This is a genomic window from Sediminibacillus dalangtanensis, assembly GCF_017792025.1.
In the GTDB taxonomy this organism is placed as follows: domain Bacteria; phylum Bacillota; class Bacilli; order Bacillales; family Amphibacillaceae; genus Sediminibacillus; species Sediminibacillus dalangtanensis.
Window position 1 is genome coordinate 2,926,985 of sequence record NZ_CP046956.1, and the last position, 12,698, is coordinate 2,939,682.

13 protein-coding genes are annotated in these 12,698 nt (G+C 43.3%); 1 reads left to right on the plus strand and 12 read right to left on the minus strand.

Annotated elements, in window-relative coordinates:
• Nucleotides 1-189: 189 nt before the first annotated feature.
• From hxlB to ERJ70_RS14695, 7 genes are all read right to left on the minus strand, one after another.
• The gene (hxlB, locus tag ERJ70_RS14665; RefSeq protein ID WP_245208006.1) at nucleotides 190-753 is read right to left on the minus strand and encodes a 6-phospho-3-hexuloisomerase; all 564 of its coding nucleotides are present in this window, start codon (nucleotides 751-753) and stop codon (nucleotides 190-192) included.
• A complete protein-coding gene (hxlA, locus tag ERJ70_RS14670) occupies nucleotides 750-1,370 on the minus strand; it encodes a 3-hexulose-6-phosphate synthase (RefSeq protein ID WP_209365551.1) in 621 nt (206 codons plus the stop codon). The genes hxlB and hxlA overlap by 4 nt, the downstream gene beginning before the upstream one ends.
• A 21-nt stretch (nucleotides 1,371-1,391) precedes the next feature.
• Complete coding sequence (locus ERJ70_RS14675; RefSeq protein ID WP_209365552.1) at nucleotides 1,392-2,345, minus strand: sugar kinase; 954 nt, start codon at nucleotides 2,343-2,345, stop codon at nucleotides 1,392-1,394.
• Nucleotides 2,346-2,424: 79 nt separating this feature from the next.
• Nucleotides 2,425-3,705 (minus strand): TRAP transporter large permease, encoded by a 1,281-nt coding sequence (locus tag ERJ70_RS14680; RefSeq protein ID WP_209365553.1) that lies wholly within the window; start codon nucleotides 3,703-3,705, stop codon nucleotides 2,425-2,427.
• Nucleotides 3,702-4,196: a TRAP transporter small permease gene (locus tag ERJ70_RS14685; RefSeq protein WP_209365554.1), complete on the minus strand. Its 495-nt coding sequence runs from the start codon at nucleotides 4,194-4,196 to the stop codon at nucleotides 3,702-3,704. Before ERJ70_RS14685 ends, ERJ70_RS14680 begins: the two co-directional genes overlap by 4 nt.
• A 390-nt stretch (nucleotides 4,197-4,586) precedes the next feature.
• A complete protein-coding gene (locus ERJ70_RS14690) occupies nucleotides 4,587-5,597 on the minus strand; it encodes a TRAP transporter substrate-binding protein (RefSeq protein WP_209365555.1) in 1,011 nt (336 codons plus the stop codon).
• A 1-nt stretch (nucleotide 5,598) separates the two neighbouring features.
• The gene (locus ERJ70_RS14695) at nucleotides 5,599-6,621 is read right to left on the minus strand and encodes a substrate-binding domain-containing protein (RefSeq protein ID WP_209369413.1); all 1,023 of its coding nucleotides are present in this window, start codon (nucleotides 6,619-6,621) and stop codon (nucleotides 5,599-5,601) included.
• Nucleotides 6,622-7,029: 408 nt separating this feature from the next.
• Here ERJ70_RS14695 and ERJ70_RS14700 point away from each other — a divergent pair, with 408 nt between their 5' ends.
• The gene (locus ERJ70_RS14700; protein WP_209365556.1) at nucleotides 7,030-7,515 is read left to right on the plus strand and encodes a hypothetical protein; all 486 of its coding nucleotides are present in this window, start codon (nucleotides 7,030-7,032) and stop codon (nucleotides 7,513-7,515) included.
• Between the two features lie 239 nt (nucleotides 7,516-7,754).
• On the opposite strand, the gene ERJ70_RS14705 is transcribed toward ERJ70_RS14700, so the two are convergent.
• From ERJ70_RS14705 to ERJ70_RS14725, 5 genes are read right to left on the minus strand one after another with little or no spacing between them, the layout of a single operon-like run.
• The gene (locus tag ERJ70_RS14705) at nucleotides 7,755-8,729 is read right to left on the minus strand and encodes an ABC transporter ATP-binding protein (protein WP_209365557.1); all 975 of its coding nucleotides are present in this window, start codon (nucleotides 8,727-8,729) and stop codon (nucleotides 7,755-7,757) included.
• On the minus strand, nucleotides 8,722-9,708 hold the full coding sequence (locus tag ERJ70_RS14710; protein WP_209365558.1) for an ABC transporter ATP-binding protein: 987 nt from the start codon (nucleotides 9,706-9,708) through the stop codon (nucleotides 8,722-8,724). The genes ERJ70_RS14705 and ERJ70_RS14710 overlap by 8 nt, the downstream gene beginning before the upstream one ends.
• Entirely contained in the window at nucleotides 9,705-10,913 is a 1,209-nt protein-coding gene (locus tag ERJ70_RS14715) for an anhydro-N-acetylmuramic acid kinase (protein ID WP_209365559.1), read from the minus strand. Before ERJ70_RS14715 ends, ERJ70_RS14710 begins: the two co-directional genes overlap by 4 nt.
• Complete coding sequence (gene murQ, locus ERJ70_RS14720; RefSeq protein ID WP_209365560.1) at nucleotides 10,913-11,830, minus strand: N-acetylmuramic acid 6-phosphate etherase; 918 nt, start codon at nucleotides 11,828-11,830, stop codon at nucleotides 10,913-10,915. The genes ERJ70_RS14715 and murQ overlap by 1 nt, the downstream gene beginning before the upstream one ends.
• Before the next feature lie 19 nt (nucleotides 11,831-11,849).
• Nucleotides 11,850-12,677: an ABC transporter permease gene (locus tag ERJ70_RS14725; RefSeq protein ID WP_209365561.1), complete on the minus strand. Its 828-nt coding sequence runs from the start codon at nucleotides 12,675-12,677 to the stop codon at nucleotides 11,850-11,852.
• Nucleotides 12,678-12,698: the final 21 nt, after the last annotated feature.

The window sequence follows — 12,698 nt, forward strand, 5'->3', positions numbered from 1 at the left end:
CATGTCCTGCACAGGGCATACCTCCTTCTATGGTGAGATAAAGTTGTCGGGAAACCACCTTTTATCCTGCCATGAAGCGAGGTTTTTTTATTACCTCGTTATAAACTCTCCGGAACCCATGGTATAGCCAGAGGGTTTCTAAACCATTCACAAAAGGGACTATCTGGCCGATAGTCCCTTTTGCATTCTCTATTCCAAATTTGTATGCTGCTGCTTCAATTCCTCATGGCTGGTGCTTTTGAAAGCTTCCATGGCAAAAATAATCGAAGCGTCCAGCACTAAATGCAAGGTTTGGTCAAATTGATTGCCGAGCGGCTGGATTGTGTCAGGTTCATGTGCCAACCTTTTTTTGGTCGCTGTCGGCAAGTAGACAGCATGATCAGCCAGCTGGCTCAAAGGAGATTCCGGGTTGGCAGTAACGGCCGCTACCCTGGCACCGACTTCTCGTGCTTTATCGGCTTTTGTGTACGTGCCGCCGGTCGAACCGGAACCAGACAGTGCCACATATAAATCACCTGCCGCTATACTTGGTGTAATGGTCTCTCCGACCACATATACCGGAAAGCCCGCATGCATCAACCGCATGGCAAAAGCTTTTCCCATCAGACCCGTGCGGCCTTCCCCATCGACAAAAATCCGCTTGGCGTTGTTCAATTCTTCTGCAAGCCGCTGGACGCTTTCGCTATCGACTTGATGAAGTACCCCTGTTATTTCTTTTCCGACTGTATCGATGATTTCGTTCATATTTTTCATTTGATCATCCCTTTAATCGTTTTGGCAGCTTCTTGCCGGTTTTCTGCTTTTGTGATTGCACTTCCGACAATAATCACATCCGGCCGGTACTCCAGGAATGCTGGCAGGCTGTCTTGATTGATGCCGCCTGCTACAGCAGTTTGGACGTCGCTCAATCCTTCCACCAGGCGAAAATGCTCCCCATCAAGCCCGCCGCTTTTCTGTTCATCTTTGCCGATATGAAGCGATAGCAAATCCGCCCCACTTTCGATTAATTCCTCGACTTTTTCCCGATTACGGATACCGAGCAAGTCTACCATGATCTGTTTGTCAGCCTGGTTGGCCACTTCGATACAATCCTTTATCGTTTGCAGAGGAGCAAATCCCATCACCGTGGTAATATCCGCTCCTGCGTCCAGCGCGAGTGCGGTTTCATGCTTGCCCGCATCGCAAATCTTCATATCCGCCACCAATGTTTTTTCCGGGTATGCTTGTTTCATTTCTTTGATGATTTTCACGCCGAATTCTTTGATGACACCTGTGCCGATTTCAATGTAATCGACGGAATCCTTCACAGATTCGATCACCGCAAAACATTCATCCCACGGCAGGCGATCCAAGGCTACTTGTAAATTCATGCTCCATTCCTCCTTCGACTTCTATCGTTCAATCCGTTGTTTCTCACCCATCATTTCCAGCACTTCATCTAAATCAGGCAAGCCCTCATTGTCACCTGCTACGGAGACAACCAGTGCCCCCACCGCATTGGCAAACGTCAACATCCGTTCGGCGGTCCAATTTTGCTTCCAAGCATAAATAAATCCTGCATCGAATCCGTCTCCTGCTCCTACGGTATCGACCACTTTGCCTACTGGAAACCCTGGGACTTGCAAGCGTTGGCCGTGTATATATCCGACACTGCCCTCTGCCCCCTTTTTGATGACGATTGCTTCGATATTATACGGCTGCAGCTGATCGATCATGGCCTCTTCTTGTTCTTCCATTTCAAATAGAAAGCTTAGTTCCTCGATCCCGACCAGCAGGATATCGACGTCTGGGAGAAAGGACTGGAGAACTTCCCTCGCTTTTGCTGCACTCCAAAGCTTCAGCCGGATATTCGGGTCAAAAGAAACCTTCAAGCCATGTTTTTTTGCAAGCGAAACAGCTCTTCTGACCAATTCGATATTCCGTTCGGAGATTGCCGGAAAAACCCCGGTAATATGAAGGACTTTTGCCTGTTTGATGTAATCCTCGTCGATGTCTTCCAATGTCATCGTTTCGGTCGGTGATTTTTCCCGATAATAAAAGGTTTTGCCGTCCCCTGATTCGCGGATTTCTTTAAAATTGACGGAGGTCGGATACCCATCTACAAGACGGGCTTCCGTGACATCGACGCCTTCCCCGCGCATAAAGTTAAGCACAAATTTTCCAAACTCGTCTTTTCCAACACGGCTGATCCAGCCACTGCGCAATCCAAGCCGGGCACAGCCAACAGCAAAATTCAGTTCCGCTCCTCCCACTTTGCGTTCAAACTCATTCACGAACCGCATCGGCCCGGTATTTTTGGGATTGAAAGTGATCATTCCATCTCCGATTGTTATTACGTCCAGCATTTGAAACACTTCCTTCTTGTAAACTAGAAAAGCAGCCGAACATGACGCCCGGTGCGTTTGGCTGCTTTTCGGTCTCTATTTAGATGTCAAACATTGTCGGCAGCCACATGAAGACGCCCGGTACAAATGCGACAAGCAAAATTACTACTAATATGATGCCGATATAAGGCAGCACAGCACGGAATGATTTACCGATTTGCAGTTTGGCAATCTGACTTGCCAGCAAAAGACACAGGCCGTACGGCGGTGTTACTAATCCGATCGCCAGGCACATCATGATCACGACACCGATGTGAATTGGATCTACTCCAAGGTTCAAAGCAGTCGGCAAAACGATCGGTACGAACAAGATAATAGCCGGAACCGTGTCAAGAATCATCCCGATCAACAAGAACAGTAAGATTACGGCAATGATGAACATCCATTTATACGGCATGTATTGGGTGAAGAAATTGCCGATGACTACCGGCAGATTGTAATAGCTGATCAAACGGCCTAATGCACTGGCAGCTGCCAAAGCAAACAACGTAAGCGAGCTTAGTTTCAATGTGTCATATAAAATAGGCATCAAATCTTTTATTTTGATGGTGCGATAAAAGAAGAAGGAAAGAATAAACGCATAGATACAAGCGATCACTGCTGCTTCGGTCGGTGTAACGATACCTCCGACGATTCCGCCTAAAATAATGATCGGTGTTAGAAGCGGCGGCAAACTTTTCAAACCTTCTTTGAGAATTTCGGCAACCTTCATCCGTTGGTGACTTGGATATCCGTGCTTTTTCGCGACAAAATTTACATAGATCATTTGTGCGATCCCGATGGCAAGCCCCGGGATGATACCGGCCATAAACATTTTCCCGACCGACACATTGGCGATGCTTCCGTAAATCACCATTGGTATACTAGGCGGAATGATCATCCCCATCGTCGAGGAAGCGGCCGTTACTGCGACGGAAGTTTCTTTGCTGTATTTTTCCCGAAGCATGTTCGGAATCAAAATTTTTCCGACACCAGCCGTATCAGCCGTCGATGCTCCGGAAATACCTCCGAAAAACATGGAAACAACGATGTTCGCCTGGGCCAATCCGCCTTTGATGTGACCGACAAGGGACACAGCGAATTTGATCAGCATGTCGGAGATTTTTCCTTGGTTCATAATGTTGGCAGCAAGAATGAATAATGGGACGGCCAGCAAGATGAAGGAATCAAGTCCGGAGAACATCCGTTGCACGACCGTTGTCATCGGTATCGTATCAAGCATGGCAATGCCTACATAAGCAGTTACTGCGATGACAAATGCAATCGGCAAACCGATAATCAACAAGATAGCGAACAGCAGAACGAGTAATAGACCTGTCATGCTTGATACCCTCCTTTATCTTTACGGAATTTTATGATTTCTTCGATAAGGCTTTCGAATGCGTACAGCATGAAAGTTACCCCGGTAATTGGCAGAACCAGCCACATGTAACCTTGTTTCAGCTGTGGCATACTGTTAACGGTCCACCCCCAAAACTGCTGACTGATTTCATAGCCATCGGTTACCATGATGTAGCCGAACCAAATCAGAATGAGTTGGATCACGATCTGCAGAACCAACAACGGCAGTCCTGTAAGCTTATCCAGCAAAATCGTCAGCTTGAAGTGTTCCTTCTCACGCAAGGTGACCGCCGCTCCGAAGAACACCATCCATATGAAGGAGTACGTCGCAATCGTCGACGACCAGAAAACGGTGATCCCCGGAATATAACGGGATGCAACCTGCAAAATGACACACACGATAAAAACAATGAAAAAGATAGCCGCAAGTACCAATTGAACCTTCGCCAAGCCATTAATTAATTTCTTCACCCATAACACCCCTCAATCTAAAAACCAACCCGCCAAACGCCACCAGGATACCCCGGGGATCTCCCCCGGGGTCAGTCCCCCTAGCAGAATTCCAGCCCCGTCCACCTTGTTATGGGGTCAGTCCCCACAAGAGTGAAAATACCGTCAGGTCAGCCTTTTGCTTCAATTCAAGGCGTGATTCCGGTGAAATGGGGTCAGTCCCCAGTAGTTTCCTGAGAGGGCAAACCCCTGTCGAATTCTGGTTCTGGGGTCTGGCCCCCTCCCCCTGCTTGAAGGTTGTCCCCCAACAACTTTCATACGGGACGGCGGGTGTTGGTTTTTTATTTATGCTGTTTTACTGCTTATCCCCTTTGTTTGTTCGTTGGATTATTGAGTCAGAATATTGGTGCCTTATTTCAAGTCTTGAACTTTTTGATACAAGTCTTCCATTCCCAGTTTTTTAACTGCATCTTGTCTGATTTGTTCTGTAGCGTCAATAAACGGCTGCTTATCTACCTCATTGACTTTTACCCCTTGTTCTTCCATTGCTTTCAAGGACTCTTCAGCTAATTTATCATCAGCTTCAAGCGCTGCTTTTGTCGCTTCTTCTGCCGCTTTGTCAAAGGCAGCCTTTTGTTCATCATTTAATTGGTCGTAAACTCTGTCTGCTGTAAAGAAAAGACGTGTAGTGAAATCATGCTCTGTTTCTGAAATATAATCAGCCAATTCATAATGGCTTGCTTGGTAGATATTCGTGAAGTCATTTTCTGCTGCGTCGATTACCTTGTTTTGCAAGGCCTGGTACATTTCATTCCAAGCTACGTTCGCCGGTTGAGCACCAAACGCTTTCCATGTGTCTTGAACAACCGGAGAGTTTTGCACACGTACTTTTACGCCTTTTAAATCTTCAGGCTTTTCGACCGGTTTGAAACCATAATAATTGCGGACTCCTGCGGACCAGTAACCAAGCATCTTAAAAGAAGTGTTTTCTTCGATTCTGTTGAAAATGGTCTCCCCTACTTCACCGTTTACAACTTTTTTCCAATGGTCGCGGCTCTCAAACAAATAAGGAAGGGCGAAGAAATCGACATCCTGTACTGCTTGTGTCATAAACCCTGGAGAAGCAACAACCAAATCAACGGAACCAGATTCCAGATTTTGTACCAATTCATCTTCGTTACCACCCAAGTCACCGTCAGTGTGAATTTCCACTGTTACATCGCCATCTGTTTCCGACTCGATCACTTCCTTGAATTTTTCAAAGCCGGCGGCAAAGGCACTATCTGAATTCAATTGCGTAGCAGCAATCAAGTTAACGCTTCCATTTTCGGCGGCATTGCTATCTTCCGTTTCGGCCCCGCCGCAGGCAGTCATTACGGACAAGATCAGTGCAGAAAAAATAACTCCCAATCGCTTTTTCATCTTATAAAACCCCTTTGTTTAGTAATTTTGTTTCGCTTGATTCTCTTATATTGATGGTCGCCTCGAACTCATATTTTTTATCTTCTACTGGTTTATGGTCAATCATATCCATGAGCAGACTTGCTGCTTTTTGGCCCATTTCATAGAATGGTTGATTGATCGTAGTAATAGGTGGTTCATGCAATTCGGCCAGATGAACCTCATCAAATACCATCAAAGCCAGTTCGTCCGGCACCTGGATATGCTCCTGCTTGATAAATTTCACCAACTCTACCAAAACAAGGTCGCTGGCTGCTAAAATAGCTGTGGGTGGCTGTTCCAGTTCCAACATCTGCCGGCAAACATCCTGGACATCCTTCATTTTTACGTGGTGGAGGTAGGCATCCTCTATGGGCAGCTCCGCCCTCCTCAACGCTTGCTTATACCCTTCCACCCTTTCGATCCTCGTGCTCACCTTCAATGGTGCGGTGATTAGCGAAATTCGGCTGTGGCCCGCTTCAATCCAATGATTGATTGCCTGCTCGGTAATCTTTAGGTTGTCTACTACTACGGTCGGTATTTCCAATCCTTCGATGTATCGATCGAGAAAAACAACCGGAATATTACGATCTTTCAAGCTCTGGTAAAGCTCCCGGTTATGATTGGTCGGAACGACAATCAAACCGTCTATCTGTTTGGCAAGCAGCATCTCCACATATTTTTGTTCTTTCTCAGGATCATCATCGGCGTTGCAGATAATCGTATGGTATTCGTAGTTGTAGCAATAGTCTTCGATCGATCGGCTGACAACAGTCGAATAGCGATGCAAAATATTAGATATAATCACCCCGATAGTAAGCGTTTTCTTTTGTTTCAAACTTCTGGCCACTGTATTCGGATGAAAACCGAGTTCTTCAATGGCTTCAGCGACTTTCTTTTTTGTTTTTTCACCCATATAGTGATATCGCTTGTTGACATACTGGGAAACCGTGCTTGGAGACACGCCAGCTTTACGTGCGACATCCTTAATCGTAACTGTTTTTATAGCCTTGACCCCCTCTCCTTCACTTCAATCCCATAGAAAAAGGTAGAGTAAAAGATTAGCAACCGTTTAGTAAAACGGTTTAGTAAATCGATTTAGTTTGAGTATAATGTAAACGCATTCAGAATGCAACCCATAAATTTAACAGATTGCTAAATTTGTCGAAAAAACGGTTGGATAATAAACGGTTCGTCAATCTTCCGCTCACCAGTCGCTTACCTTTTCATATTTTTACGCCCAAGAATATTATTTTCATGAAAAATCTTTATTCCCTTGCATAGGATACAGCGAACATCTGATTACACGGCATTCACAAATGTCATTTTATCTTAAAATGAATGAGGAGCTTGTTGCGGGAACGTCAGCATACGCATGTTTATACAAATTCTATAGATAACAGGGGGAAGAGGATTGAGAATAACACTTGAGACCCTACGGTTTATTATCATCGTTTATACACTATCAATGATTTGTGGTGTAATTGCCAGCCTTACTTTTTCACGTATCGGTTTATATCCGGAGAAATACAGCTGGACTGTAGTAGTTGGTGTATTGATCCTACTATTTTTGCTTTATAAAAAAATGGGATGGGGAAAAGATTTTAATAAAACCATTCTCTGGACTTCTGTAGCTTTTATTGTTCTTTTGGCTTTGTTGATACCAGATAATTCTCCTACCCATTTACACACAGCTAACTACTCCTATTCGTATGGTTTTCCATTCCCGTTTTTAACTCTACACACAGAAAATGGATCCGCTTTCTTTATTCGTAATCTTTTTTCTGGAGGAGTTACTAGTTGGAGTGCTGGAATAGGCTTGTTTGGGAACTTTTTGCTGTACTATTTTTTGATATATTTCCTTATTGAAATTTTAAAAAACAATCAAAAGCGTTTGTAAAGGAGATAGGTAGAAAATTCCAGATAAAGAAAAAGGCATTATCATAAGCATGTGCCGGAAAGGCCAGATGCTTTGATAATGCGAGCGTTTAGTCCTGCATTCCTTTACTAAAGAACAATGTCTTTTGCTTATAAAAGCGCAATTCATAATCCGGTTGCATACCGGAGAGTATAAATGTTTCTTCTTCCTCTAAACTTTGGGATGTTTTTTCTACGCTAAAATCACCTAGGATACAATACTTAATCATAAAGATGACAAGCAACCCAATGGTTCGGCTCTTTTTCAATAAATGCTGGCTTTTCCACCGTGCATCTTTCATGTGCTTTTGGACATCTCAAATGGAACGGACAACCAGCAGGCGGGTTAGCTGGGTCTGGCACATCACCCTTTAAGATGATTCTTTCCTTTTTAATCGATGGATCATGGGACGGTATAGCGGAAAGAAGGGATTGCGTGTAAGGGTGGAGTGGACTGCTATACATATCTTCCGTATCTGAAAGTTCCATCATTTGGCCCAAATACATAACACCTACTCGGTCGCTTATATGTTTCACCACGTTTAAATCATGGGAAATAAATATATAGGTAAGTTTTAGGTCTCTTTGCAACTCGATTAATAGGTTTAAAATCTGCGCCTGGATGGAAACATCAAGTGCTGATACGGCTTCATCTAAAATAACGAGCTGTGGGTTAAGTATCAGAGCACGGGCAATACTGATCCGTTGGCGTTGTCCCCCGCTGAACTCATGTGGATGCCTGTTTATTTGTTCTTTCGATAGTCCTACTCTTTCAGCAATTTCTACTACCTTTTGTTCTGCTTCCTTTTTATTTGCGATTCCATGTGTGAGCAACGGTTCCAAAAGCAATTTTTTCACAGTCATTCTCGGGTTCAGCGAACTGTAGGGATCTTGAAAAATAAGCTGCAAATCCTTTCTTACTTTTCGAAATTCTCTTTTTGAGTAATCTAATAGATTTACCCCTTTAAAGAAAACTTCCCCTTCACTTGGCTCTAAAATTCTTAAAATAGAACGACCTGTAGTAGATTTCCCACAGCCACTTTCACCGACTAAAGCAAAAGTTTCTTTTTCTTGGACTTCAAAACTTATATCATTGATGGCTTTTACATGACTTTTCGTCCTTTTAAAGATGCCTTCTTTTACGGGAAAATACTTTTTTAAATTTTTCACTTCCAGAACTGCTTGCTGATCAACCATTGACTACTTCCTCCTTCCCATAAAGCCAACATTTACTTTTATGATCTGCATCTATGGAAAACAAAGGTGGTGCTTGACTACGACAAATTTCCATAGCATGAGGACACCTAGAAGCAAAACGACATCCGGCTGTTAATTGCTTGGGTGTTGGAACATTGCCTGGAATAGAATATAACTCATTCGATTTATCCCCTAGTGACTTTACTGATTCAAGTAATCCTACCGTATAGGGATGAGTGGGATTTTTAAATAGAGTTGTAACAGCAGCTTCCTCCACTATTTCCCCTGAGTACATCACTGCAACTCGCTCACATGTTTCAGCTATGACCCCAAGGTCATGTGTAATCATTAAAATCGAGGTATCATAGTTATCAGTCAGTTCATTCATCAAGTCAAGAATTTGCGCCTGAATGGTTACATCAAGGGCAGTCGTTGGTTCATCCGCAATAAGAAGCTTGGGATTACAAATTAAAGCAATGGCAATCATGATCCTTTGTCTCATGCCGCCAGATAATTGGTGAGGATATTCTTTCATCAATTGATGCGGCCTGGGAATCCCCACTTTTTCCAACATTTCTACGGCCAACTGTCTCATTTGCTTTTTGTTATAACTTCCGTGAAACTTCAGTACCTCCATTATTTGATGTTCTATAGGATAAAGAGGATCTAAAGCAGTCATCGGTTCCTGAAATATCATCGAGATTTCATTTCCTCGGATATCCAAAAATTCTTTTTTTGAGAGGGTTGTCAAGTCTGTTTCTCCATTAAATATAATATCCCCACTACTTATAGCCAAAGCATCGGGAAGCAGGTTCATAATGGAGAGAGAAGTCAAACTCTTGCCACTTCCAGATTCACCGACGATTCCATACTTTTGCCTTTTATCAATGGTAAGATTGATGTTATTTATTACATTGAATTTTTCACGGTCTGCATGCAAATCTATCGAAAGATTTTTTATTTCAAGCAACGAACTCAATGTAGATTCCCCCTCAAATCGTTCAACCGTTGAAATGCTTGCTGCTGAGTATGCGAGATTTTCCCCATGATAACTGGATTGTGAGCTCCAGTGGCAGAAGGAATTTGGTTGGACTGTCCAATAAGACAGTGATAGCCAAGAATGGCAAAGGCAATTGCTTCCTTCAAGTCGCTGGAAAGTTGAAAATCCTCATGCTTGTAAACTATTTGATTCGGAAGATATCGATGTAACTGTTCCATTAAAAATGGATTATAGCTTCCTCCCCCTCCTATCACTACGTCATCGATAGAATTACGAGAGGATTCAATAAAACACGAGTAGCTTTCGGCTATTGTCTTTGCAGTCCAGGCGGTCACAGTAGCCACTCTGTCTTCAAAAGACAAATCTGCGGAATCTCTCATAAACGAGTCTACGAATGAACTCCCAAAAAGTTCTCGACCGGTAGTTTTTGGAGGCTTCACCGTAAAGTATGGATGCTCCATCAGTTTATTCAATAGCTTTTTATTCACTTCGCCCTTGTAAGCTATTCTTCCATCCTTGTCATAAGCTTGTTTTCCTTCGGTTAATCTATAAACAACTTCATCGATCACCATATTCCCCGGGCCTGTGTCGAAAGACATTACTTGATCCTTTTTTGCGTTTCTCGGTATGTAGGTGACATTGCCTATGCCGCCGATATTTTGTATGGCCCTGGAACGGTCAGGATTGTTAAAAAGAATATAATCAACAAAAGATACCAACGGAGCTCCCTGTCCACCTGCAGACATATCCGCTGTCCGAAAATCTCCTACAGCCGTTATCCCCGTCATTTCTGATAACATCGACAGATCCCCTATTTGCAATGTGCCTGGCACATCCATTCTACTTTCTCCACCCACCGGTTTATGAAAAATGGTTTGGCCATGTGAACTGACAAACAGGACATCTTCCTTGCCTATGCCCGCTTTATCCAATAGTTCGTTGACTATCATTCCCAATTCTCTGCCCAAGAACATATTCATCGAACAAATTTTTTCCAATGATGCTATTTCGGGATCACACAATTCTTTTATTGCGGTCCTTACATCTGATCTGTACTCATGGGTCAATGACTCTATTACGTTTACTTTTGTGTTGATGGAACTACCTTCTATTTCAATCAATACAGCGTCTATTCCATCAAGGGAAGTACCTGACATTAAACCGATTCCTAACTGTTTATCCACTAATCCACCTCCTGTCTAGCTGAATTGATTGCCTTTGCTACAAACCCATCGTTTTCCTCCAAATACTTTCGGGAAATGCTTCTGCTAACATTTGCCTCCAGCATAACCAGGGCTTCTTTAATGCTCCATTCTGATTCCGACAGTTTGGAATAGGCGACAGATTCGCTTACTGATGTCAGCTTGCTCAAAATCCGACACGCTCTTCTTCTTAGTTTTTCATTAGACGCCTGAAGATCCACCATATAGTTCTGATAGACCTTTCCGAGTTTTATCATAGTCGTTGTACTCATCATATTCAGTACCATTTTTTGCGCAGTTCCTGCTTTCATTCTAGTAGACCCTGTCACTACCTCGGGGCCTGTGATCGTTTCAATTGCGACATCCGCATAATCGGAAATAACGGAGCCAGGATTGCACGAAATGCTGACCGTACCAGCATCCATTATTCCCGCATACTTCAATGCTCCTACTACATAAGGAGTAGAGCCGCTTGCTGCTATTCCGACAACCACATCAGCGGAGCACAGTTCCTCATCCGCCAAATCTTCCGCGGTTTGATTTTCGTTATCTTCTACTCCTTCAAGGGAATGTACAAGCGCATAATATCCTCCTGCAATCAATCCCTTTACTAAATTGGCGGGGGTGTTATATGTTGGAGGACATTCAGAGGCATCCAGTACTCCCAACCTTCCGCTTGTCCCTGCCCCAACATAGAATAAACGTCCACCATTTTTAATACTTGCGACTATTAAATCCACAGCTTTATGGATATTTGGTATTTGTTGTTTTACAGCCGAAGCAACTGAGCTATCTTCTTCATTGATGAGCGTCAATATTTCTTCCGAATCCATTTCATCTATCTTTCGGCTTGAATAATTTGTCTCTTCGGTAACAAGCTGTCTTTTTTTCACGTCCATCCCCAACGCTCCTCATATACTATTTCATTTTCGGATCCAGAATGTCTCTTAAACTATCTCCAAAAAGATTAAAGCAAAAGATTGTGAATACAATGGCGCCTGCCGGGAACAAGATTGTCCAAGGGGCGAATTCCATATATGTTCTGCTCGCATCAAGCATTACTCCCCATGAAGGATTCGGGGGCTGGATACCCAAACCTAAAAAACTCAAGGCTGCTTCTGTTAGAATTGCTCCGGACAAAGCCAGTGTGATCTGTACAATGAAAGGAGCAAGTATATTAGGGGTTATATGTTTAAGTATTATATTTATCGGAGTTACACCGATCGCCACGGCACTTGTGATATACTCATTTTCCTTCACAGCGATTACCGCAGCCCTTACTGTCCGGGTGAATACGGGAGTAAAAACAATCCCTATGGCTATCATGGTGTTCGTCAAGCTGGGACCCAAAACAGCAACTATAGCCAATGCTAGTAAAATATCAGGGAAAGCAAAAAAGACATCCATGATCCTCATGATTACCTGATCAACTTTGCCTTGAAAATACCCACTAATCAAACCGAATATCAAGCCGCATCCGGCTCCGATACCTACGGCAATAATTCCCACCTTTAAAGATACTTGCGTGCCATATACAATTCGTGAAAATATATCGCGGCCAAATTCATCGGTCCCAAATATAAACTGTTTGCTCGGTCCTTCCATTGTATGGTCTGTAAACATCTGTTCCGGACTATAGGGGGCGATAAAGGGGGAGAGTAGTCCGATCAATATGACAATGAAGATGCCAAGAAAACCTATTAAACCAACCTTATCTTTTCTCAATCTTTCAAAAAAACTTTTCATTTCACCACTCTTTTCCCTGAA

Coding starts and splice junctions, on each gene's coding strand:
- ERJ70_RS14675 (WP_209365552.1), bottom strand. CDS start 2,345: ATGCTGGACGTAATAACAATCGGAGATGGAATGATCACTTTCAATCCC.
- murQ (WP_209365560.1), bottom strand. CDS start 11,830: ATGGACGTGAAAAAAAGACAGCTTGTTACCGAAGAGACAAATTATTCA.
- ERJ70_RS14705 (WP_209365557.1), bottom strand. CDS start 8,729: ATGGTTGATCAGCAAGCAGTTCTGGAAGTGAAAAATTTAAAAAAGTAT.
- ERJ70_RS14680 (WP_209365553.1), bottom strand. CDS start 3,705: ATGACAGGTCTATTACTCGTTCTGCTGTTCGCTATCTTGTTGATTATC.
- hxlA (WP_209365551.1), bottom strand. CDS start 1,370: ATGAATTTACAAGTAGCCTTGGATCGCCTGCCGTGGGATGAATGTTTT.
- ERJ70_RS14690 (WP_209365555.1), bottom strand. CDS start 5,597: ATGAAAAAGCGATTGGGAGTTATTTTTTCTGCACTGATCTTGTCCGTA.
- ERJ70_RS14725 (WP_209365561.1), bottom strand. CDS start 12,677: ATGAAAAGTTTTTTTGAAAGATTGAGAAAAGATAAGGTTGGTTTAATA.
- hxlB (WP_245208006.1), bottom strand. CDS start 753: ATGAAAAATATGAACGAAATCATCGATACAGTCGGAAAAGAAATAACA.